The organism is Pseudomonadota bacterium (assembly GCA_018823135.1).
Classification (GTDB): Bacteria; Desulfobacterota; Desulfobulbia; order Desulfobulbales; family CALZHT01; genus JAHJJF01.
Genome location: JAHJJF010000026.1, coordinates 1 through 23,247, shown reverse-complemented (window position 1 = coordinate 23,247; position 23,247 = coordinate 1). Strand labels below are relative to the sequence as shown.

The window sequence follows — 23,247 nt, the reverse complement described above, 5'->3', positions numbered from 1 at the left end:
AACTGGGGATTGATGCATTCAGTGATGCTGAAGTCCTGGAGCTCATTCTGACCCTGGGCACCCCGCGTCGGGATTGCAAGGAAATCGCCCTGGCGGTCATTGCCCGGTTCGGCTCCCTTGCCGGCGCCCTGGAGGCCTCCGAGGAGGAACTCCGGAGTGTTAAGGGGATCGGTGCCAGCAACGGTTTCGCCATCCACCTGGTTCATGGTGTGGCCCGGCGTTATCTGGAAAAACGCCTGGCAAAGAAAGAGTACATCCGATCCTCCGGTGAAGTTGCCGATTTTCTCATCCATTCCATGCGCGATCTTGAGCATGAGGTTTTCAAGGTGATTTTTCTTGATGCCGGGCATGGAATCATCGCCACGGAAACCGTGGCCCAGGGGACCATCACCCAAAACACCATCTACCCCAGGGAAATCGTCAAAAGAGCGTTGGGCCACAATGCCGCAGCAATGGTTGCGGCACACAACCACCCGTCGGGAAATCTTACGCCCTCCCAGGAAGACAAGAAACTCACCAGAAATCTTTTTCTCGCCTGTTCCCTCATGCATATCAATTTCCTTGATCATCTGATCATTGCCGGCTCACAAAAGCCCTTCAGTTTTGCCGATCACGGCTTGATGGAAGGAATCAGAAAAGAATGCATGGCGGTAATTTGATTATTCTCCCCGGATCATTTACCGTATGGAAATGAATCGCACAAGCAAGCCAGGGCCGGGGCTTTATATCCATATTCCGTTCTGTCTTTCCAGATGCTGGTATTGTTCGTTTCTCTCAACCCCCTGCGCCTCCCCCCCTGAAAGTTATATCCGATCGCTGATCAAACAGGCGGAGAACATTGCCGGGCATCCGCTGATTAAGGATCTGCAGTTTGGCAGTATGTTTATCGGCGGCGGCACACCCACGGTTTATCCGGGAAAAACCCTGGCCGGACTCATCACCTCATGCCGCAAATTGTTTACCTTTGACCGGGGCGCGGAAATCAGCGTTGAGGCCAACCCCAATACACTTTCAGGTGCAAAACTTGACGCACTTCTTGGCGCCGGAGTGAATCGCCTGAGTATCGGCGTTCAGTCTTTTTCCGACAAATTCTTGCGGAAGCTGGGGCGCAGCCATTCCCGTAAAGAGGCTTTTAATGCCCTTGCGTCCGCCCGCCGGGCAGGGTTTGAAAATATCAGCCTGGATCTGATGTACGGTTTGCCGGGACAGGGCACCACAGACCTTGTTGAGACCATCGGCGATGCCGTATCGTTGGCGCCAACGCATATTTCCCTCTACGAGTTGACCATCGAGCAGGGCTCCTCTTTTGCACAATCCCATGATAAGGGGCAGCTTATTTTGCCAGGGGAAGACGAGGTTCTGACCATGGCCCGCGAGTCCTGTGAAATATTGGCGGAAAAAGGCTACAGGCGTTATGAGATCTCGAATTACGCCCTTCCCGGCCGGGAATGCATCCATAATGTCAACTGCTGGAAAAACGGCTCGTATCTTGGCCTTGGGGTCGGCGCGGTTTCCTATATTTCCGGACTCAGAATAAAAAATATCGAAGATCAGGAGACCTTTGCCCAAATGGTTGCAGATGGAAGTCATCCTTTTGCCGAGGCGGAATGTCTGCCGCCTGAAGTCCGGTTTCGTGAAACGGTGATTATGGGCCTGCGTATGCTTGAGGGCGTTTCCCTTGTTGATCTTGAAAATGATTTCGGAATAAATGCCGAGAGATACTATGGGTCGGTACTTGATAAGCTCATCGTGGATCAACTGGTTCTGCTGTCTGAAGGTTTTTTGAGGCTGACTCCAAAGGGATTGGAGCTTGCGAATTATGTTATGGCTGAGCTTGTTTAACCGGAATTGAAAGCCTCGAATGGTTTTTTGTTGACCTGAGCCCCGGTGAAAAGCATTATAGTATTATATGCAGAAATTCAGCTTTCACGAAATAGATCAATTAGTTGCACAGGAATTTTTCGTCAACCAAGCCGGAGCAATATGATACATGAACTGAAAGTATTGTTGTTTCAGCAGGTAACGGTCTTTTATGCATTGGTTCCAAGACGGCCCTTGTTTCGTTCCGGGTATATTTCCACAATCCGACTTCACCATGTCTTCATCGTAATATTAATTCTCTTTTCTGTAACCGGAGTTTCTGCCGGGCCTCTGGAAATTCCCTGCAGGGATTCATCCATGGTTCTGGGGATGTCCACCGCATTGACCGGACCGGCATCCGGGCTGGGGCATAATATGCAGACCGGAGTTCTGGCGGCGCTGAATGAAGTCAATAACCGGGGGGGAGTCGGAGGCAGGGAGATTTGCCTTGTTACTCTGGATGACGGCTATGAACCGGCAAGAACGGCTCCCAATATCATTTCGCTTATTGAACATCATAAGGCCCTTGCCCTGATCGGCAACGTCGGCACACCCACAGCCGTTGTTACCATTCCTTTTGCCAACCGATATAAAATACCGTTTTTTGGGGCCTACAGCGGGGCGGGCATTCTGCGCAAAAATCCGCCGGACCGCTATGTGATAAATTACCGGGCAAGTTATGCCGAAGAAACCGCCGCCATGGTCAAGGCACTGATCACCAAAGTCGGGCTTGCTCCCGAGGACATAGCTTTTTTTACACAGCGGGACGCTTACGGGGATGCCGGGTATTTCGGTGGGATTGCCGCGCTGAAACAATATGGGCTCAAGAATGAAAACCGCATAGCCCATGGACGCTATGAGCGAAACACTCTGGCGGTGGGTAATGCCCTGGCTGATCTGTTGATGGCCGAAACTCTGCCCAGGGCGGTTATCATGGTGGGTGCCTACGCGCCATGCGCCGAGTTTATCCGCTTTGCCAGAAAAGTGGGATTTAACCCTTATTTCCTGAATGTTTCGTTTGTCGGCACCGAAGGCTTGATTAAAGCGCTGGGAGATAATGCCGAGGGAGTTCTTATCACCCAGGTCGTCCCTGATGTGGAATCCGACTTGCCGATAGTAAAGGATTTCCGCAAAGCATTGCGGAGTTGGAAAAGAGAGGAACCTCCCACTTTCGGGGCTCTGGAAGGCTATATCTCAACAAGGATATTCCTTCGTGCCCTGGGAAATATTGCAGAAGCGCCTGACCGCGAAGCAGTGGTTGACGCACTTGAAAATCTCGGGAAATTCGATGTCGGTCTGGGCGAGCCGCTTTTTTTGAGTAAGGCTGATCATCAGGCAAGCCATACCGTTTGGGCGACAATAATCCGCAAAGGCAGAGCTGTGCCCCTTGATTGGGGAAAGATCACGGATAAACAATGAGCGAGCAGGGGAACAACAGACGCTATCATAATCCGGTCCGGCTGGTGTATTGGATAACGGCGCTGGGTTTTATCGGCGGCATGATCATGGTGGCGGTGGTCTGGTGGACCTTGATGTTAATCCGTGATGACCGGACAAGACATGAAAACCTGCATTACAAGCTGGTTGATATCGCCTCCCGGTTTGACCGGCGGCTTCTTGAGGAAAAACTTGCCTTTAATAATCTGCTGGAAGGCCATGGGGGCAAAGAGAAAAAGGATGGCTTTGTCGAACTGAAGGCTTTAGTCGAGCAGTACAGGATATATATGCATCTTCATGGTAATATTGTGCCCCTTGATAACCTCTTCCTGAGTCTTGAGAATCTCAACACCCTATCTGAACAGTGCGAGGAATGGGTGGTCGTGCATGAGCAGATAGGTGCCGCCATTCCCGGAGTCCAGCATGAGACTGATATCGCACTCAGGCGGATGATCGAGGCAGTTGACACCATTGAAGGCAACCAGCGGGTAAATCTGGCACTGTCCATCTATCGATATGAAACAGCGTATGACACCACCTTGCCGGTATTCACCGATCAGATTGTTTCCGGGTTGCGACAATCAAGCATTTTGTCAAATTTGCGCCGCGATATCGCTGATCTGGACCTTTTAACCGAAAAATTAATCAGCGCCCACCGACGGAGCTCCCTTTTCGACCTTAAAGACAATGAGTTCATGACAATTCTCGCAAGGCTCCGCAAAGAATTTGGATTGCTTGATGACTCAGGTGCACAAAAAAGCAGGATGGATGCTGCGATACTCGGTACCTATCAGACATCGGTTTTCGGGGTGGGATACGTAATAGACGAGGAACACCAGACATTGATACCCGGAGACGGCGGGCTCTTTAACCTGCAGATTGACCAGTTGAATTCAGCGGAGAAAAATATACAGCTCCGAGGAGAAGTGAGCAGGGGGTTCGAGCGGACCCGCGCGGCGCTCAACAATATTGCGACAGAGATATCCTCTTTTCTCCGACAGGAGGATATGAGTGCGGAAAAGGCGTTGAGCCGCGCCTGGCAGCTCATGATACTTGTATGGGTTACTACGGCAATACTCTTTAGTGTTGTTGCATTCAGAATAATCAGGGTGGTCAGGAGCCAGATTAAGGGGATAGAGGAGACAAATATTGAACTCGAAGGCCTGACCCGGGAGCTTTCGCAATCCAATCAGCACTTGATTAATGAAATAGAAGAGCGGGTGCATCTGCAAAAAGAAAAGGAAAGAATCGCCATCCAGTTGCAGCAGGTCCAGAAAATGGAGGCCATCGGCACCCTGGCTGGCGGGGTTGCGCATAATTTCAACAATATCAATCAGGCAATCATCGGCTGGGCCGACATGGCTCTGGATGACATTCCCGAATCAAGCCCGGCCCGCCGTTGTATCAACGAAGTAATTACGGCTGCCAACCGCGCCAAGGACCAGGTGGAGCACATTATCAGTTTCAGCGGGGAGTCCGGGGAAACAGACGAGTTCCTCAATCTGGGCGGGGTGATCAGCGAGACGCTGAAGCTTTTGCCTGGTTCAATCCCCATAACTGTAAAAATTAAACAGGAGATATGCCAACCGCCGGTGTTTATCAAAGGGGGGCCGGAGCAGATCAACCAGATACTGATGAATCTTTGCAAGAATGCGGTGGACGCAATGGCTGAAAAAGGCGGCGAGTTGTCTGTCGTTCTGGACAGGTCGGAACTCACTCCCGAGGATTTGGGAAAGGCTGGACGGCTGGAACTTGAGCCGGGGATTTTTGCCCGCATCAGAGTCAGCGACACCGGCATCGGCATGGAAAAGAGTGTCATGGAGCGAATTTTTGATCCCTATTATTCAACCAAGGCTGTTGATCAGGGGGTCGGCCTTGGACTTGCTGTGGTGCACGGAATCGTTAAGAGCTATGGCGGCCTGGTAACGGTGGAAAGTGAGGCAGGCAAGGGAACAACTTTTTCCGTTTACCTTCCTGAAGTTTCTGAAAAGATCACGGAAACAGCTCCATGAGGGCAGATTCTCCGGGTGGGGGCCTCGCTTGTGGGGCAATCAAGAGATGCGCCTGGATAATTTTTCAAGCTGAGTCGGGTGTTATGACAGAGGATCAGGCCGAACAAAAGATAAAAAAAGGGGTGTCCTGTTGAGCGACACCCCTGACCACGGGAAAAAGAGCCTGCGGAGAATTTACCTGAAGATCGGTGGGTGATTTTCAAGAATTACCCCGCTTTTTTTACCAATTCTCAGCGAACCATCCTGGAATCTATTCTTTACAGACCATTCTCCATTAATGTTGAAATGTTCGTGAGAAATGCGGGGTTAAGCGCATTCGGAGTAGCCGCAGGCATGACAAACATGGCAGCCGCCTTCGTGTTCGACGACGCCACCGCACTCGGGACAGGCGCCATAGGACATTGAACCGCTGTCAAGGGACGCATCCTTGTGACCGTTGTTGTTTTTTTCGAGATGTAAACGGATCGCCTGGGCAATGGCATCGGCACATGATGTTACCTTGTTTCTGCCGAATCCCACTGGTTTATGGCAGCTGATGCCCACCAGTTGCCTGACGATTGGCTCGGGTGCCAGACCGCTTCTCCAGGCCAGGGAAACCAGCCGGCCGATTGCCTCACACTGGCTGGAGGCGCAGCCGCCGGATTTGCCCACCATGTTGAACAGCTCAAACATATTCTTGTTTTCATCTTCATTGATGGTGACGTACATGGGGCCGCAACCGGTAGTCATCTGGAAGGTTCTACCGGTAAGGGTTCGCGGGCGGTCACGTTTGACCCGCTTTTTCTTTTCCTCAATTTCTGCGGTTTTGTTTTCCGTTTTACCGGTGCTCAATACCTGATTTTCCCTGCAACCGTCGCGATAGATCGTGACACCCTTGCAGTTCAGCTTGTAAGCCATGAGGAAGGAGTTTTCCACGTCCTCAATGGTGGCCGACGAGGGAAAATTGATCGTCTTGCTGACGGCGTTATTGGTATATTTCTGGAAAGCCGCCTGGATATTGATATGAGCATCAGGAGTGATGTCATGGGCGGTTTCAAAAGTTTTGCGGATTTTTTTGGGGATTTCATCCAGATTCTGGATACTTCCATTGTCAATAATCTGTTTGAGCAGCTCCCGTGAGTAAAAATTGTGTTCTTTTGCCACTTTTTCAAAAATCGGATTCACTTCGAACAGTTCATCGTTGTCCATGACCCTGCGGACAAAGGCTACTGCAAAAAGAGGTTCAACGCCGCTTGAACAACCGGCAAGCAGACTGATCGTGCCGGTGGGCGCAATGGTTGTGCGGGTTGCATTTCTCACCGGCATATCCGGATTTTTCATGCCGTAGATGCTGTCAGGAAAATTGGGGAACGATCCTCTTTGCTCGGCAAGTTCAACGGACGCTTCAAACGCGGTGCGGTCAATGAATTCCATTACTTCTTCTGCAGTCCTGCATGCCTTGGCAGATGAATACTGCAGATTGAGCTGCAGCAGCAGGTCGGCAAAACCCATGACGCCCAGGCCGATTTTTCTATTCTGTCTGGTTTTAAGGGCAATTTCCGGGAGGGGATATTTGTTGATATCAACGACGTTATCGAGAAAATGCACCGCCTTTTTTACGGTACTGCCAAGCCTTTTAAAATCAATTTCGCCGTCGCTCACCATGTTGGCCAGATTGATTGAGCCCAGATTGCAGGACTCATGGGGCAGCAGGGGCTGCTCGCCGCACGGATTGGTGCTTTCTATCTCACCGACCAGCGGCGTGGGATTCTGAGCGTTCATCTTGTCGATGAAAACGATGCCCGGTTCCCCGGAAATCCAGGATTGTTTGACGATCTGCCGGAACACCTTCAGGGCGTTCTGACGTTTTACAACCTGGTTGTTTCGGGGATTTATCAGGTCGTATTCCCCATCCGCCTCAACCGCAGCCATGAAATTATCAGTGATGGCAACCGAGAGGTTGAAGTTCTGGAGAACCTTGAGATCGGATTTGACCTTGATGAAATCCATAATGTCGGGATGGTCTACCCGCAGCATCGCCATGTTTGCGCCCCGTCTGGTGCCGCCCTGTTTGATGGTTTCTGTGGCACAGTCAAAGACGTTCATGAATGAAAGCGGTCCGCTGGAGATCCCCTTGGTGGAGTGGACAAGATCGTTTTTTGGGCGGATTTTCGAAAAAGAAAATCCGGTGCCGCCGCCGCTCTGGTGGATGAGTGCCGTCTGTTTCACTGCCTCAAAAATGCTTGGCATGGAGTCTTCGATGGGAAGCACGAAACAGGCTGAAAGCTGGCCGAGTTCCCGTCCGGCGTTCATCAGCGTCGGAGAATTGGGAAGAAAATCGAACACCGCCATCATGTCATAGAATTCTCTTGCCTGTTCTTCAATGGAACAGTCCGGCTTGTGCTTTGCGTCGGCCGAAGCGACGGTAAGCGCCACTCGCCAAAGCATATCAATGGGTTTTTCCACTACCTTGCCGTGTTCGTCTTTTTTCAGGTATCTGCGCTCAAGAACGGTGATGGCGTTTTCTTTGAAGGCTGGTACTTTGAGATCTTGTGGGGGGATGAGGTTTTCGGTATTCATAATCACTGTCATTCTCTACTCCTGGTGCCGGAATTTACAGTTTAATAAAAGGTTGGTTGCCCAAGGAAGAATACAAACTTGTTTTCTAAAATACCACAAGATGTGGTATATGGAAGCAAAAGATTACACAATATGTGGAAAAAATCATAAGTACTTAAAATGCTTGATGATCATTTTTCAGCCGCTAAGTTTTATTGTCAGGGTCTGGCGGATTGGTTTCCCTTGTACTCGGGATTCAATTACTGTTTAATGAACCTGCCCAGGTCGGGAAACCAGGATATTTCAGGGGGAAAATCGTTTCCTAATATAAAAGGGTGAAGACATGAAGGGTCAGTATGGCAAAGGATAAAACCATTTATATGTGTTCGGCATGCGGGGCCCAATTCAGCAAATGGGCCGGGCAATGCCCTGAATGCCAGGAATGGGACACGTTGAACGAGGAGCAGGTGAAGCCGGTTTCTGGGTCAAGATTCAGGGGATATTCAGGAAGTCTTGCCAAGGCTCAACCCATGTCGGAAGTGCAGATGGAGGACACCCCCCGTATGTCAACCGGACTTGGTGAGCTGGATCGGGTTCTGGGTGGTGGTTTGGTTCCGGGCTCGGTTGTGCTTATCGGCGGCGATCCTGGAGTGGGGAAGAGTACCGGGCTTTTGCAGGTGTGCGGTAATATGGCAAGGTCCTCTAAGGTTCTTTATGTGACCGGGGAGGAATCCCCCCAGCAGATTGCCATGCGCGCCAGACGCTTGAAGGTGTCTGATCGGGAAATATTACTGCTGGCCGAAACCAGTGTAGAAAATATCTGTGTCATTGCCGAGCAGGAAAAACCCAAGGTCATGGTGATTGATTCGATTCAGACCATGCAGGTCGGGGAGGTGCAGTCGGCACCGGGAAGCGTCTCGCAGGTCAGGGAAAGCGCGGCGCGACTTACCCAGTTTGCCAAACATACGGGAACAGCGATTTTTCTCGTGGGTCATGTTACCAAGGCAGGCGATCTTGCCGGGCCGCGGGTGCTTGAGCATATCATCGATGTTGTCTGTTATATTGAAGGGGAGCCAGGCGGCAGGTTCAAAATGGTCCGGGCGGTTAAAAACCGATACGGCGCAGTAAATGAGCTCGGGGTTTTTGCGATGACCGATACCGGTCTCAAGGAAGTTAAGAATCCTTCGGCAATATTTCTTTCCCGACACGATCAGCCCTTGCCCGGCAGCGCGGTGATGGTGATCTGGGAAGGCAGTCGGCCGCTGCTTGTGGAAATTCAGGCCCTGGTTGATGAGAGTTATGCGGACAATCCCAGGCGGGTTGCCGTTGGCCTCGAACATAACCGGCTGGCCATGCTGCTTGCAGTTCTTCACAGGCATGGCAATGTTGCAAGCTCTAACCAGGATGTGTTTGTCAATGTAGTCGGCGGGATAAGGGTTACAGAAACTGCAGCGGATCTTGCACTGGTCCTGGCCATTGTATCAAGTCTGAAAAACCGGCCGTTGCCGTCAGGGCTGGTTGTTTTCGGTGAAATCGGGCTGGCCGGTGAGATACGGCCGGTGCCCAGTGGGCTTGAGCGGTTGCGGGAGGCGGCAAAACATGGTTTTACAAAGGCGATTGTGCCGGCCGCAAATGTCCCCGGTGAGGGTGTAAAAGGGATCGAGGTGATTAAGGTTCAAAAATTGAGCGAGGCCTTGGAGGCAGCTTATTAACCTGGGCAGGCAAGAGGTTGTCGCCCCTTATCCCCGGGGTTTTTATTAGAGATTAGTGTGAAATTGGGCACAATTCCTTTTAGTTTTAAGGGACTGATCGATGAGGTGCGTTGCCGGTTATCAAGCCTTGAATCCCGGCAGAAAAAGGAACCTCCGGCAGGGTGAAAAAATATATGGAATACATTGGATTTTTTTTGGTAATTTCCATATGATGAGATATCCGTATAGAGTAGGTCTCTGTGTTGCCATATTAAATAATTCATCAATTTTCACCTTCTGTTGCAAGTGAAAGTCAGGAAATGAAATGAAAATTGTCATTGTGGGGCCGGATCTATCGGCAAGCTTTGTGAGAAGAATTGGCAGCGTGGTTTTGAGTGAACTGGTGGGGATATAATATGAATGATTGGGGAAAAATACTCGTTGCAATTGATGAAACTCCGGCCTCTGAGCGGGCGCTTCGCTATCTTGGGAAGTTTGCCGGTAGAATCGGCAGCTCTGAAGTCTGCCTGCTCCATATATATCCCGAACCAGAGCAGGGTTTGCTCAAAGACGGTCAGTCGGCGGCGGACTATCAGAAAGGCAAAAGAAGTATTGCAAGAAAAATTCTTCAAAAAGGTGCGACCCTTCTTGAAGGGTGCAGCGTTTCACCTGAAAAAATTTCCAGGGAGTGCCGGATGGCTTCAGGGAAGACAATCAGTCAAATAATACTACAGGTCCAGGAAGAAGGCGGCTTTGGGACGGTGGTTGTCGGCAAAAGAAAAGTATCCAGATCCGATGATTTCCTTTTCGGGAGTATATTGAAATCTCTGGTGCATCAGGGTGAGAGTTTTACCCTCTGGGTTGTCAGTTAGAAATCTGGTAATTCTATTCAGCTGCACCCCATCTGCGCGCGAGCAGGCCTTCGTGCATACCGCATACAGCTCGAAGGTCAGCTTACACACATCTGAGACATTACCTGAATACTTATAAAATCTGTTCGATAACCAATCATACTTAGCTGTTGAAATTGAGGGTGCGTTTGTGCGGTTGTTATTGCGGCGGAGACCGTGCAGGAGACCATGCGGGATTGATTAAGATCATTTACATCACCTGTTGACATGCTTAAGATGAAATGGTAGATAATGTCTTCCCTGTGGAGGAGTGGCCGAGTGGTTGAAGGCGGCGGTCTTGAAAACCGTTGTACGAAAGTACCGTGGGTTCGAATCCTACCTCCTCCGCCATATAACAATTGACGGTCGTAATGAAGACGTTTTCAAGGGATACCTGAGTGGGTATTTTCTTTCGGAAACCGCCTGCATCTGTTCACCCATCCGTGTTGAATTCTATGCTGCAGCCCGGTTTTTTTGCGTTTTAATGAGTCCGTTTCTATTCATAAGTCGTGGAGAGATGACCGAGTCGGCTGAAGGTGCTCGCCTGCTAAGCGAGTGTAGGGCCAAAAGCTTTACCGAGGGTTCGAATCCCTCTCTCTCCGCCAGAAGTATTAAAGCCGCCAATGCTCAATCATTGGCGGCTTTTTCGTTTATTATTCCCGAGCAGTTTTTTCGGTTTATTATTTTTCGATAAATTCATTTTGCAACAAATGCATTTATTTTCATATGTGCCTGCAACTTATTGCAAACAACATTTTTTAAATTTCTTGCCGCTGCCGCAGGGGCAAGGATCATTGCGACCCGCCCGCAGCCCGCTCCTCCGCAACGGTTCCACAACGGGCGTTTCTTCCTCCTGTCGCGAAAGCCAATAGGCATGAATTTTTCGTACATTGGGAATGATGGCTCTTTGAAGGGTTTCGGTTTGACCATCACTGAAATCGTGAGCTCGCCAGTTCGTTAGGCTCGTAAAGGCGAGAATTGGTGCCAACAGAACCGTTATTTCTTTTCCGCCCATGTACCATTGTTCCGCTGTCAGGGCCACCCCCCGCTGATATCCTTCACACCATTCATCCACAATGGTGTAAGTTTTTCCCTTGACAGTACGTTCAAGAAAGAGTGGCTCGAAATATTCGTGTTGCTCCATGAACATCGCAGCGATGCCGTTCATATGCCGCATCATCAGCGAAAGAATTTCCATGAAATCCTTTTCACTTTCCCATACCGGCTCAAAGTCACCCCACACCGTTGGCAGCCATTGTGAGGGTTGAACCACGGTCGGGCCGCTGACAATGGCGGTGAACAGGCCATCCAGCTCCGAGATATCAATTATCCCCTCGTCCTTGTCTTCGGTATTGGCCTCTTCGTCAATACGTTCAAGCAGGAAAAGATCCAGCCGCGCGATTTCTTCTTCACTTAATGTCGTAAACATGTTGCTCATATATATTTCTTTATTTCCTGTTTTCTTCGGTAGCATTTAGCTTGTTGACACTTCTTTTAAAAACATCCTTCAACAGAGGAATTTGCGAGTGTTAACCCAGTTTTCTTCCTGGACGATTTGAGAAGGATGTGTAGCACCTCTAAAATCGCCCGTTAATATTGCATTCTTTAAACAGTCATAACCTTTATTAGCATTAATATTAAGCCGCAAACCAGCCAATCAAAATTATTGCATCGTGTCAATATTTCAAGCATATATTTATATGGTAAGCAAAAGTTGAGACAACGACTTCATGAAAGCCCCATCCAATCTCAAGGCCCCGATTCTTATGGCAGACCTTAGAGTTTTCATTACACATCGAGATTCTTCATGTGTTGAATGTGAAGAGCCATTAACATCCGGCGATATGATTGGTCTTACAAGTAGAAACGAATCCATCTGCTTGACTTGTGCGGACTTGGATCATCTAGTATTTCTTCCTTCTGGAAATGCCGTGCTCACAAGGCGGTCACAGAAACATTCAAAATTGTCCGCCATTGTCTGGAAATTCAGTAAGGCCCGCAAACGGAGTGAGCGCCAAGGAGTTCTTGTTGAGGCGGCAGCCTTGAAGAAAACCGAGATAGAATGTCTGGATGATGAAGAGGTGCGGAAGATTAACCGAGACCGGAATGCTATTCGAAGAGAAAAGCTTGATCGGGAATATATCAATAAGTTTTCAGAAAAGATTAAAGAGTTATTTCCCCGATGCCCCAAAAAGACAGCGGCAGAGATCGCTGAACATGCCTGCCTCAAGTATAGCGGTAGGGTTGGCCGATCCGCATCAGCGAAAAGTTTTGATGAAAATGCCGTCCATCTTGCTGTGCAGGCCCATATTCGTCACTCCAAAACGAATTATGATAATTTGTTGAATTCCGGGTGTGATAGGTGCGATGCCCGGCAAATAGTTAGAGAAAAGATCAATGATGCCATGAGTAAATGGAGTCGAAAGAAGTAACGCACCATTGACAGATCAATGAAATCTCGATCCAATTAAGGTCTGTGATCCGATGTATTACATCCGCAGCATAATTTTACGAGTTAATTTTTTTTTCAATTTGTTGAATTTTGGCGATGAGTTCATCAAAAGCGGGAGGGTCTTGGTAAAACATCAAATCCATTGCTTTGTAGTCGCTTTTATAAGCATCCATGAGTTCAGGCGGAGGCATCAACTGAATGGTTCCCGGTTTCGCCCCTGAGTAATCGGCCCACCCAGAAGCAAAGTAGAGGCTTTTGTGCTCCACAACCTGGCTTAACAAGTCAAAATCGTTTAGTGCCGCCTTCCCTTCAGGGTGATCTGCCATTATGGCCAAATCATATAAATGCCTGCTCACCTTGATCCTGAATTTCTCTGGATTGTTGTGGTTGTTTACAACATGAATATAGGTTGCCTTTTCCCAAAAGGTTCTGGCTGGGATTAAAACCTTTACAGTGAATTTTGTTTTGAATTCAGGAATTGAATCCCCAATCAACGGAAAGATCTGTACATTTTCCGTAGGTTTATGCCGAGCTTTGGCCCCAGGCTCAATCCTGATCTTAGGTTCAAAATAATTATTGTAGGTATTATCACTGCATTGAGAATCGTATTCAACAATAATATTCAATGCATCTGAATCATCTTTTTCCAGATAGATGTTATCGCTCTTGACCGGTATCTCTTCAGTGATTTTTTCTTGAAGAGATGGGAAGAGTGTCTCTTCTGTATATCTGTTGCCGGCCTCTTTAAGTTCATCAAGCCGTTTTTTTCTTTGAGTTTTTGAAAGAGTATTTTCAGGAGAATTACTGCCACCAAACCCGAGTTCCTCCATATTTAAAGAAAGGTCAATATCCTCTGAGAAACGATTTATCATGCCATAGCATTTTGAAAGGCTGGTCCCTCCTTTGAACATGAACCTGTGCCCTAAGGCGAGTCGGTTAAAAATTAGATCCAATACATAGCTGACCCATACGTCTTTCTCTAGAATGGATTCAGCAATATTAAGTTGTGCCTGGGAAATTCGTAGTATTTCCCGCTGTTCTTTATCCGGGAGTTTTAAAAAGGGCAGCATGTCACGCAACCAATCTCATTATGTTTTCCACAGACTCCCGGAGCCATTTGCTTTGTGGCTGAACGGCTTTATTAAGAACCTGTTTGTCTGTCGGGCCGATTAATTTGGCGATTTTTTTTTGTACTGAGGGACTTTTGGCCTCATGTTCGCCAAGATATTTCAAGGCGTTCAATATAAGACCCGCCTTTTTGCCTCTGCCGGTAAGTCTTTTCGACGAAACTTTTTTGAATTGGATTTCAAACTTTCCAATTTTAACATTGCCAGGATTATGGGTGGTATAAAAGACGGTTTTTGCCGGTACTTGAGTGGTAAGGCCAAGTATATTTGCTGATGCTGCCCCTGATGGCATCATCTTGGTTTTGAGAGAGCGCTCAAGAGCCTTGACTATTTCTTTAATCTCAGGAGGTACTTCTCCCCAGCGGCTTACAATCGGCTTATAGTATAAACCTTTTCGCAGCCTTTTTATTTCACCGTTGGCGTGAAGGCGAGAGAGAGCTCTTTCCGCAGCAGCAATGTTCGATGAAAGTTTGATGAAATCCTGAGGACTAAAAACCCATCCCGGCTTTTTTCTATCGATGATTGCCTTAACTAAATTGGATATTGTTTTCTTCATCTTGATTGAGTCGTAGATTTAATATAAATTATTAACAATACAACATATTATAGCATTATTTTGTCTAAAAAAAAGTTATTTTTTTCAGACAAAATAAATATGAGAAAAAGTGGTGGAGAGTAAATCTGGCATACTGGTACATTTTGAACGAGACTAATAGCCGTAAGTCACTTATTTTACGTCAATTTACTAGTACAAAGACGTGTACAAAACACAAGTACAAAATCGACGCTTTGGGAAATTGCTCGAAAAAAAGCTAATGAAATTGTATAGTTAGTGGTGGGGGCTGATTCACACTCGTTTCCCTCTCTCTCCGCCAGATTTTCATGTAAAGTCCGACAGTTAATGTCGGGCTTTTTTTTAGGAAAATTCTGAACTATTTAATAGTTTAGGCAGTAATGAAAGAAAGGCCTCTCTAGCTTTTGCTAAGGCGCGAACAGAAGGGGAGGGCTTCAGAAAAGAGGAACATGTGACGCTGATTTTCGGGACGGAATGAAATGTTTACTCGATACTACCAGCCCCAGAGCAGGCTTCGCAGCACCCAGCCAGTGAGGCCGTTTTCGTGTTTTACTTCTACCCAGGCGTTGGTTGTATTGAGTGTTTTGAAAACTACGCCGTAATTTGCTTTTCCAACAACTTTGTATTGTTTGCCCGGGCCACTTCTGACATTAATTATTTTCTTTTTGACGATTAGGTGGGGTTGTTTCGAGAGCAGGGATTTGTGAATCCAGCCCTGGTCGTCTTCAAAATCGGCAACCTTGTGCCAGTCGTCTTTTTTTTCAAGTATTTTCAGGGGGTAGCCCTTGCCAAGCTCCCAGAGGATCGCATAATTTTCTCCGGGACCGGTGCGCATGTTCACTTTGCTTTTGTTAATGCTGGCCATTTCTCCATGGACAATGGTTGCAGAGAACAAAAGAAGAACTACCGACATAAACAGACGTTTCAACATGCTAAAACTCTCCTCATAATTTACCTTTCAAATTTTTTCAGGCGTTTCACCTGGAGTTTCCCCTTGTACTTCACCGAATGGAATCCCGCCGATTTCAAGAGTGATTGCTTCATATCTGCATGCCTTGTTCATGCAGGCCAGACAGGAAATGCATTCCATGTCTTCGGGCGATTCATTAAATTTAACGCCCATGGGGCAGACCTGGTGACATGCGCCGCATTGGGTGCAGTTAGACTCGATGAGACGCAGCTTAACCAGCTGGACTCTGCTGAAAAGGGCGTAGAATGCGCCCAAAGGACAAGTTGTCCTGCAGAAAGGCCGGCTGGCAAGCACCGCCCAGATTATAAAAAATATCAGAAGTGTCAGTTTGCTGTAGAACAGTAATCCAATAATTTCCCGATAATCCGGCCTCAAGGCAAGCATCGGCAGGCCGGCTTCCAATGTTCCGGCCGGGCAGAGATATTTGCAGAACCAGACAACCCCGGCTCCCCATTCGTCAACGGCAAAGGCGGGCAGCAAAATCACCATGAACAATAAAACAGCATATTTCACATATTTCAAGGGCGGTGGGATATTAAATTTTTTAGAGGGGATTTTATGGAGCAGTTCCTGGAAGAAACCGAATGGGCAGAGCCAGCCGCAGATCATTCTTCCGAAGATGCTGCCCATCATGCCCATGCTGCCGACAACATACCAGCTGACATAATAGAGATTATTTTCCAGAGAAAATCGTATGCCCGCCATGAGCTGCTGGATTGCGCCGATGGGGCAATATGTCGTTGATGCTGGACAGGAATAGCAATTGAGGCCGGGGGAGCAGACAGCTTTCAGTGGCCCCTGGTAAATGCTGCGGGTAAAAGGAAAGAGCCAGTAACCGTTTACCACCAGGGCTGACAGAGCCTGTATCCATTTGCGAATGAATTCCATTTAGCCTATTCCTATGCAACTCAGGCAAATGCTGATTGCCTGTTCCAGGACGCGGCCCGGCTCTCCTGAGGCAATCCCGGCAAGAAAAAGACCAAGGAAAAAAAGAAATATCCAGTAGGGCGTTTTTCTGAGATTGTGTTTTTTCTTTTTTGACGGTTTTCGCATGGAATTAGAAGAATAAAAGATTAAAGGAAAAAAGTTGAATAAGAATAATTTATTCGCTCAATAGAATCAATAAATTGAAGATCGGCGGCAGAGAATTCAGGCCTTATTGAGCTGTAAGACAACTATTTAATTTTTTCGCGTTTACAGAAGCGCCTGAACCGAATTGATTTTATCGCCGATTGCAACTTTTTTGTCCCTGCGGTCATCAATTGAGATCTGGGTGCAGACACGTTTTACGCCGTGGGTGAAGGGCTCTTCGTGAAGCCTGGCCGCAAGTGAGAGCAGTTTTGCGGTGTCTCCTTCGACGATGGTCCCCATGTCCGTGAGTTTGAATGCGAGGCCTTCTTGTTGAAGAATCCGCAGGATGTCGGCAACGTAAGGTCCCAGGCTGGGGGAATCGGTTCCTAAAGGTATGATCGTCAGATGCATCAGGGCCATGGTTGATATCAAAAGAAGAGGGTTATTCGGATTCTTCCATGTCTTCCAGGTCCTGGGTTTTGGAACTCACCGTTTTCCATTCTTCTTCATCAAACTCATCGTTATCCATGTAAACCTGTTCGTCATCGACGATGTTTAATGTCGGCTGATAGGTCTTTGGTTTTTTGAAGTAGTCGGTGCCTTTTTCAGTCTGCTGCGCTTTTACTTCATCGGGGTGCTTGTAATTATAATAAACGATATTTGTCAGATGGCAGAAACAGTCATTATCAACATCGAAGAATTGTAAGCCGACACCATCTTTTGCGACCCGGACCACCTCGCCTTTGAGTTTCAGGAGGAGTTGGCTGGCATTGCCCGCAAGGTGCAGGCTGACCTCGCAGGTATCACCGATTTTAGGCCCTGTGACACCGACAATATACGCTCCGGCAACACTGAGGTCACGGGTACCGCAGTCTTTAAATTCTTTTTTGGGGAATTTGAGCACGGAAGTCGTATGAAAGACTACCCTGACGTCTTTTCTGCGTTCGGCTTGATCAATCATGGCTTGCGGTCTCTCCCGGGTGATAAGCTCTTTCAGCAATCTGCAATATGTAATAAATATCCTGAGGGCAATAACTTAGGTGTTCAGGGAGCGGTCGATGTATTCATCGTTGATTTCATCGGGATCATCTGCGTTGTAATATACAATATTTTTGAGATGGTGAAAGCTGTCCAGGTCCATTTCATGGAAATGAAGAGCGATGCCGTCCTTGGTAATCCTGGTTACTTCACCGGACATATTGAATGAAATATCGGTAACCCCGCCGGCAAGGTGCAGAGTGATTTTGCACTTGTCGCCCAGAGTGCGATCAATCAATCCGATGATGAACACCCCGTTCATGCTCAGGTCCATGGTATCGCGGTTCTCAAAAGATACGCCGGGAAATTCGACATCCGCGGTGGTCTTGAATGCTACTCGTGTGTTTCGTCGACGATCGTCTTTCAACATGGTAGATACTCCCGGATTTTCCGGATTGCTGCCGGTGGATTAGAATATACTTTTTTAATTATCGACAGGTTTTGCCAAGGAATGCAAGATTTCCGTGCATTTTAAAAAATCAACCAACTTTCAATCCTTCTCTTTTTAACAGGGAAACAACATTCAGCAACGGTATCTGCTGGTCGTTTTCGACAAAGCTTACCACCGCAAAATCCGCCATGCTTTCTTTTTTGAATTTGGTCATGGCCATCGGTTTTTCAGGTAATTCCGAGCAAAGAATTGCGCCGTTGTTCTCACCGTTCCAGACGATTATCACCCCGTCTGCTGCATTGTCAGGTTTTTCCGGCAGACTATAGCCCTTTGGGACCATGACCGGCAGCATGATTTCTTTTAATGGAGCATCCTTGATTTCTGAAAGCGAGCCTTTGAATTGTTTGGAAAGGCTTCTCATGAAATGAGCAAAATCCTTGAGCGGCACCTTGCCTTCAGTGATGTATTTGGTACAAGTCTCTTTGTCGACAGCTTTATGGGCGGCGATATCATGTTCAAGAATGCCGATTTCAAGGGTATGGATTTTTACCTTGAGAAGTTTTGTCGCCGGGCAGTCTTTGATGACTTCTTCCCCTGATTTTCCCGGTTGAACGTTCGAGGCATGAACGGATGTCGCCTTGTCGCCGTCCTTCAGGTTTTCTTCCTCGAGTTCCGCTTCTTCTTCCAACTGCTCGACGAAAGCCTCCAACTCCTTTCTGGTGAACTCACTGTGAATTGTATCGTCCAGGGATTGTTTCAGGTCGTTTAAGGCCTGTTCCATTTCCTCTTTTTCCTCTTCGGTCAGCTCAGCCTCGGGGTTTTCAACACGCCTGGGGGCGGGGGCTGGGGCGGGATTATTTTTTTGTTCCGCCTCGGGAGATGTGCTTTCCTGTTCTGGGTCCAGGGATTTTTCTCTTATTGTATCTTTGAGGATTGCATATTTTTTATAAATTTCCCGCAGGGTTTGTTCATCCTTGTCGGGGTCGAACACCGGATCTTCATAAAGCGAAATACCGTGAGCCATGGCTTCTTTCAAAAAATCAATGGCGCCTGGATGAAACTTTTTTGTGCTGGAAATATAGGAAAGAGTTTTTACGCAGATGCTGAAAATGTCATGGAGTGCTTTTCTATTCCTGAACCGGTCCTTGATGCTGCTGAAGGCGGAGAGGAGCCTTTCCGCTCTTTTAGGGGATATGCCCCAGTCCTGTGCGAGGATTTCAGTTTTGATGATTTTAATGGTTTCGGTAATTGGAAGAGCCACCTGCTTATCCTTTTTAACTTGTTGAGTGTAATTTATAGTGAATGGTTTCTATCAATTACTGATAGTAATCCGGGTATCAAATTCGGTTGTATGAAAGTTTCTCATGAGAATCAAGTTTAAAATACCCTTTTCGCTTTATGAAAACATTAAAAAAAGCTACAAAAGAGGTATGATTGAAAACAGTATAACAATTCTGGCAATTTTTTTTGGGGCGATAGTCGGCAGTTTTTTAAATGTTGTGATTCTGAGAATCCCCGCATCTTTATCCATAGTCTTTCCAGCGTCCCGGTGCCCGAAATGCCTGGCCGGCATAAAATGGTACGACAATATTCCGATCTTAAGTTTCCTTGTGCTGAGAGGGAAATGCCGATCCTGCAAGACCAGGATCTCATGGCAATACCCTCTGGTTGAGCTGTTAATGGCTGTTCTTTCGTATGCGCTGCTGCAAAGATTTTTCATAACCCTGCCGTATTTTATTTATTTTATTTTTTCAGCGGCGCTCCTTGCCATAATCTTCATAGATTTTCATCATCAGATCATCCCCGATGTGATCAGCCTGCCGGGAATTGTCCTGGGGTTTGTTTGTTCTTTTGTGAATCCCTATGTCACCTGGCAGTCCTCGGGGGTTGGTTTGTTGATCGGTGGCGGCAGTCTTTATCTGCTGGCCCTGGGGTATTACCTGGTAAAAAAAGTTGAGGGAATGGGCGGCGGCGATATCAAGCTGCTGGCAATGATCGGCGCTTTTCTTGGCTGGCAGGCCCTGCCTTTTGTTGTGTTCAGCAGTTCTCTGGTTGGCGCGGTATTCGGCATCGGCGCGATGATCAAACAGAAAAAAGGCGGGCAAACCGTGATCCCGTACGGGCCCTTTCTTTCTTTGGGGGCGCTGGTATATTTATTTTACAGCGAATTGGTTCATCAGTATGTTTATGGGATAATTCTTATGCAATAATTCCGGCCTGGATATTTCATGGCCGAAACTCATGAAGTTCGTATAAACTGAATATTTATGGTGCAGCGTGTTCTCCGCAGCTCGACGTCTGGTTCTGATCTGCTGCGGGAAGCTTCAATGTTGGAGTCGGACTTTGAGTACAAAAAAAAACAGAATTCTGATTGTTGATGATGATTCGGTGATCAGGGAAATCCTCAAAGGCATCCTGAGCAGTAACGGCTATGTGGTGGACGAGGCTGAAAACGGCCTGAAAGCCCTGAGCATGGTGGAATCAAACATCTATGATCATGTGGTCACTGATGTCAGCATGCCGGAAATGGACGGGCTTACTTTTCTCAAAAAACTCCGAGAGAAAGGTATAGACGTAAGCGTCACCGTGGTGTCGGCCTACGCGGAAATGGATAATGTCGTCGAGGCGATTAAAGCCGGCGCCAGTGATTTCATCGCAAAACCGTTTCAATCGGAAGATCAGATCCTTTTCACCTTGAAGAAAATCGAGGAGCGCGATCGTCTCCAGCGGGAAAATACTCTGCTCCGTAAGGAAATCGAACACCAATACACTTTTTCAAATATCGTTGCCAAGAGCCAGAAGATGAAAGCGATTTTTGATATTATCGCTAAAATTGCTGATTATAAGACCACCGTCCTGATCACCGGGGATTCAGGCACCGGCAAGGAGTTGATTGCCAAGGCCATTCATTACAACAGCAATCGACGGAATATGCCCCTGGTCAGCATCAACTGCGGCGGCATTCCCGAGACCCTGCTGGAAAGCGAGCTGTTCGGGCATGAAAAAGGCGCATTCACCGATGCCTACCGCAGCAAGAAAGGTCTTTTTGAGGAGGCGGACGGCGGCACTCTTTTTCTCGACGAGATCGGTGAGCTCTCCATGCCGCTGCAGGTCAAGCTGCTGCGGGCCTTGCAGGAAGAGGAAATCCGTCCTCTGGGGGGCTCAAAACAGATCACCGTTGATGTGCGGATTATTGCTGCAACCGCCAAAAATCTTCGGGACGAGGTTGATAATGGCAGGTTCCGCGAGGATCTTTTTTACCGGATAAATGTTCTCACCATTGATGTGCCGCCCCTGCGCAACAGAAGGGAGGATATCCCGCTGCTCATCGAGCATTTTATCAAGAAATACAACGAACGTCTGTCCGCGCAGATTGAACGGGTTGATGCAGATTTTCTTCAGGCGCTGATGGAATATTCCTGGCCCGGAAATGTCCGGGAGCTTGAAAATATTATTGAAAGAAGCATGGCTCTGGCGAATACGAATATTTTGACACGGGAAAATCTGTCCTGCGAGCTGCAGCGGGAAAAAGGCAGGAAGGCCCCGGGTTTTCCGGGTGAAAGCCTGTCAATCAAGGAAAACAAAAAATATTTTGAGGCGGACCTGATCAAGAGTGCCCTTGCAGAAACCAAGAATAATCGCACCAGAGCCGCGGCACTCCTGGAAATCAGCATCCCTGCCCTGCTGTATAAAATGAAGGACTATGGCATCCAGTGATTGATCCCGCCAAATTCGGCTTGCCGCCAAGAACAGTCATTCAAGAAACAACTCCTGGAAATTTTGCCATAGTGATTCACCGGAAAAGCCGGATTATCATGGCCGACGGCAGAAAAATTCTCGAAAAAATTCAAAAGATCAGTGCGCAATTGCCTGATGCACAGGTAGTCCTTCAGACTTCAGCACCCATCTGTAGCAAAACAAAAGCATTCCTGCAGGAAAACGGTGTTGCCATGAAATCCTGACCGGATTTGTTCCTGCTCTAGGACTCCCCAAAGAGAAAAGGCGGTTAAAGAAATAAATCTTCGACCGCCTTGAAAAATAGATCTGTCCCGGTTAATTCCCCCGGTGCATGCCCGACAAGGCCACCGAACCTCTTCGCGTCCACTGTACTAAATTGTTATGCTTTTTCACATAAATAGTTATAAATAATACTATTTTCTACATCTGCTCTTAGGATGGCAAAACCTGATTTTGTTAAGATATCTTCCATGATCCAATCCAGCGTGGAAAACTCGTCTCTGATATGAACGATATATTCCTCCATGAACTCTGCCGCTCCGGAATCTTTAACAGCTTTAATGATCTCTGCAAAAAAAATATCATAATTCTGGATGTTCGATGGATAGACGACGTCTTTTAAGAAAAACTTTCCACCTTTTTTCAGGAGGGTATTTATTTTTTTGAGGGCGATGAACTTCCAGAAGTCCGGGAGGTGATGAAGAGCTAGTTGGGTATAGATGATGTCGAATTGTTCTGGTGAGTCATTGAATGTGAGAAATCCGGAATGATGAAATTCAATATTATGAATGTTTTTTTCGGCAGCTTTTTTCTTAGCATAATCAAGCATGGCCATAGAAACATCCACCGCTACAACTTTTTTTGCCAATTTCGAGACAGCTATCGCAAATTCTCCAGTTCCAATACCTATTTCGAGCACTGTGGATTCTGCTGTTGGGCCTGTAACTGCGACGAGTTTGAGGATCTCTGACTTGATGTCCCGTAATTTCTGCATGCGGGCATCATACCTGGCCACTTCTTCGAAGTTGGAATAGTTCACCCCAACTTGCTGTAGCTCGTTATATTGCCACTCACTTAGTGCCATTTGTATCTTTTTAGCATAAAGACCTGCATCACCAGCGGCCCACCCAAACTTGCCGCGACAGCGACGCAGCGCTGTTTGCCGTCTGGCGCATGCTTTTGATACTAGTTATGGCCTTCCTTCAGATGAAGTAAGTTTAATGGAAGTCCCCACCACCATTAAACCTATCACCCAAAGGAGGCCAAGTCATGAAATTTTATACCAAACAGCACAAATATTATTGCGGAATCGATTTACATGCTAGGAAAATGTATGTCTGCATCCTCAATAATACCGGAGAGGTTAAAGTTCACAAGAACATCAAGACTGATCCAGAGTTATTCCTTGAACTGATTGCTTCTTATTCCGAAGATATTGTAATTGGTGTCGAATGCGTT

The 23,247-nt window shown here is 47.5% G+C and carries 22 protein-coding genes and 2 tRNA genes; 13 read left to right on the top strand and 11 right to left on the bottom strand.

From position 1 onward, the window contains the following. The 4 genes from radC to KKE17_02130 all read left to right on the top strand — a co-directional run. On the top strand, positions 1 to 659 hold a 659-nt coding region (gene radC / locus KKE17_02145), incomplete at its 5' end, for a DNA repair protein RadC (GenBank protein ID MBU1708781.1). Positions 660 to 684: 25 nt separating this feature from the next. Continuing rightward, positions 685 to 1,842: a radical SAM family heme chaperone HemW gene (gene hemW, locus KKE17_02140; GenBank protein ID MBU1708780.1), complete on the top strand. Its 1,158-nt coding sequence runs from the start codon at positions 685 to 687 to the stop codon at positions 1,840 to 1,842. A gap of 348 nt (positions 1,843 to 2,190) precedes the next feature. Further along, a complete protein-coding gene (locus KKE17_02135) occupies positions 2,191 to 3,279 on the top strand; it encodes an ABC transporter substrate-binding protein (protein MBU1708779.1) in 1,089 nt (362 codons plus the stop codon). After that, complete coding sequence (locus tag KKE17_02130; GenBank protein MBU1708778.1) at positions 3,276 to 5,309, top strand: hypothetical protein; 2,034 nt, start codon at positions 3,276 to 3,278, stop codon at positions 5,307 to 5,309. The genes KKE17_02135 and KKE17_02130 overlap by 4 nt, the downstream gene beginning before the upstream one ends. Before the next feature lie 306 nt (positions 5,310 to 5,615). On the opposite strand, the gene KKE17_02125 is transcribed toward KKE17_02130, so the two are convergent. Then, positions 5,616 to 7,868: a vitamin B12-dependent ribonucleotide reductase gene (locus KKE17_02125; protein MBU1708777.1), complete on the bottom strand. Its 2,253-nt coding sequence runs from the start codon at positions 7,866 to 7,868 to the stop codon at positions 5,616 to 5,618. A gap of 335 nt (positions 7,869 to 8,203) precedes the next feature. Between KKE17_02125 and radA the strand changes: the two genes are divergently transcribed. From radA to KKE17_02105, 4 genes are all read left to right on the top strand, one after another. Then, a complete protein-coding gene (radA, locus tag KKE17_02120; GenBank protein MBU1708776.1) occupies positions 8,204 to 9,559 on the top strand; it encodes a DNA repair protein RadA in 1,356 nt (451 codons plus the stop codon). Positions 9,560 to 9,954: 395 nt separating this feature from the next. After that, a complete protein-coding gene (locus KKE17_02115; protein MBU1708775.1) occupies positions 9,955 to 10,410 on the top strand; it encodes a universal stress protein in 456 nt (151 codons plus the stop codon). A gap of 283 nt (positions 10,411 to 10,693) precedes the next feature. Then, positions 10,694 to 10,779: transfer RNA gene (locus KKE17_02110), tRNA-Ser, on the top strand. Between the two features lie 160 nt (positions 10,780 to 10,939). Then, positions 10,940 to 11,033 (top strand) — tRNA-Ser (locus tag KKE17_02105). Between the two features lie 134 nt (positions 11,034 to 11,167). Here KKE17_02105 and KKE17_02100 read toward each other — a convergent pair. Next, positions 11,168 to 11,866, bottom strand: coding sequence for a UPF0149 family protein (locus KKE17_02100; protein MBU1708774.1), 699 nt, complete (start codon positions 11,864 to 11,866; stop codon positions 11,168 to 11,170). Positions 11,867 to 12,158: 292 nt separating this feature from the next. Between KKE17_02100 and KKE17_02095 the strand changes: the two genes are divergently transcribed. Continuing rightward, complete coding sequence (locus KKE17_02095) at positions 12,159 to 12,860, top strand: DUF2293 domain-containing protein (GenBank protein MBU1708773.1); 702 nt, start codon at positions 12,159 to 12,161, stop codon at positions 12,858 to 12,860. Between the two features lie 76 nt (positions 12,861 to 12,936). Here KKE17_02095 and KKE17_02090 read toward each other — a convergent pair whose 3' ends face one another. The 8 genes from KKE17_02090 to KKE17_02055 all read right to left on the bottom strand — a co-directional run bounded on the left by KKE17_02090 (position 12,937) and on the right by KKE17_02055 (position 19,312). After that, the gene (locus KKE17_02090) at positions 12,937 to 13,950 is read right to left on the bottom strand and encodes a nucleotidyl transferase AbiEii/AbiGii toxin family protein (protein MBU1708772.1); all 1,014 of its coding nucleotides are present in this window, start codon (positions 13,948 to 13,950) and stop codon (positions 12,937 to 12,939) included. A 1-nt stretch (position 13,951) separates the two neighbouring features. Then, positions 13,952 to 14,563, bottom strand: coding sequence for a type IV toxin-antitoxin system AbiEi family antitoxin domain-containing protein (locus KKE17_02085; GenBank protein ID MBU1708771.1), 612 nt, complete (start codon positions 14,561 to 14,563; stop codon positions 13,952 to 13,954). Between the two features lie 511 nt (positions 14,564 to 15,074). Beyond that, a complete protein-coding gene (locus KKE17_02080; protein ID MBU1708770.1) occupies positions 15,075 to 15,512 on the bottom strand; it encodes an SH3 domain-containing protein in 438 nt (145 codons plus the stop codon). A gap of 27 nt (positions 15,513 to 15,539) precedes the next feature. Next, on the bottom strand, positions 15,540 to 16,439 hold the full coding sequence (locus KKE17_02075; GenBank protein MBU1708769.1) for a 4Fe-4S binding protein: 900 nt from the start codon (positions 16,437 to 16,439) through the stop codon (positions 15,540 to 15,542). Positions 16,440 to 16,745: 306 nt separating this feature from the next. Next, positions 16,746 to 17,042, bottom strand: a complete 297-nt coding sequence (locus KKE17_02070; GenBank protein ID MBU1708768.1) for an MTH1187 family thiamine-binding protein — start codon at positions 17,040 to 17,042, stop codon at positions 16,746 to 16,748. A gap of 22 nt (positions 17,043 to 17,064) precedes the next feature. Next, positions 17,065 to 17,583, bottom strand: a complete 519-nt coding sequence (locus KKE17_02065) for a PilZ domain-containing protein (GenBank protein MBU1708767.1) — start codon at positions 17,581 to 17,583, stop codon at positions 17,065 to 17,067. Between the two features lie 75 nt (positions 17,584 to 17,658). Continuing rightward, positions 17,659 to 18,030, bottom strand: a complete 372-nt coding sequence (locus KKE17_02060; protein MBU1708766.1) for a PilZ domain-containing protein — start codon at positions 18,028 to 18,030, stop codon at positions 17,659 to 17,661. 109 nt (positions 18,031 to 18,139) lie between these two features. Further along, positions 18,140 to 19,312, bottom strand: a complete 1,173-nt coding sequence (locus KKE17_02055) for a hypothetical protein (GenBank protein MBU1708765.1) — start codon at positions 19,310 to 19,312, stop codon at positions 18,140 to 18,142. 103 nt (positions 19,313 to 19,415) lie between these two features. On the opposite strand from KKE17_02055, the gene KKE17_02050 reads away from it, so the two are divergent. From KKE17_02050 to KKE17_02040, 3 genes are all read left to right on the top strand, one after another. Continuing rightward, positions 19,416 to 20,261 carry a prepilin peptidase gene (locus KKE17_02050; GenBank protein MBU1708764.1) on the top strand — a complete coding sequence of 282 codons (846 nt, stop codon included), beginning with the start codon at positions 19,416 to 19,418 and terminating at the stop codon, positions 20,259 to 20,261. 133 nt (positions 20,262 to 20,394) lie between these two features. Beyond that, positions 20,395 to 21,768, top strand: coding sequence for a sigma-54 dependent transcriptional regulator (locus KKE17_02045; GenBank protein MBU1708763.1), 1,374 nt, complete (start codon positions 20,395 to 20,397; stop codon positions 21,766 to 21,768). Next, a complete protein-coding gene (locus KKE17_02040) occupies positions 21,765 to 22,013 on the top strand; it encodes a hypothetical protein (protein ID MBU1708762.1) in 249 nt (82 codons plus the stop codon). The genes KKE17_02045 and KKE17_02040 overlap by 4 nt, the downstream gene beginning before the upstream one ends. Before the next feature lie 155 nt (positions 22,014 to 22,168). Here the strand turns inward: KKE17_02040 and KKE17_02035 are convergent, their stop codons facing one another. Beyond that, complete coding sequence (locus tag KKE17_02035; GenBank protein MBU1708761.1) at positions 22,169 to 22,873, bottom strand: class I SAM-dependent methyltransferase; 705 nt, start codon at positions 22,871 to 22,873, stop codon at positions 22,169 to 22,171. A 185-nt stretch (positions 22,874 to 23,058) separates the two neighbouring features. Between KKE17_02035 and KKE17_02030 the strand changes: the two genes are divergently transcribed. Next, positions 23,059 to 23,247: IS110 family transposase (locus tag KKE17_02030; protein MBU1708760.1), on the top strand; the 189-nt coding region annotated here is incomplete at its 3' end.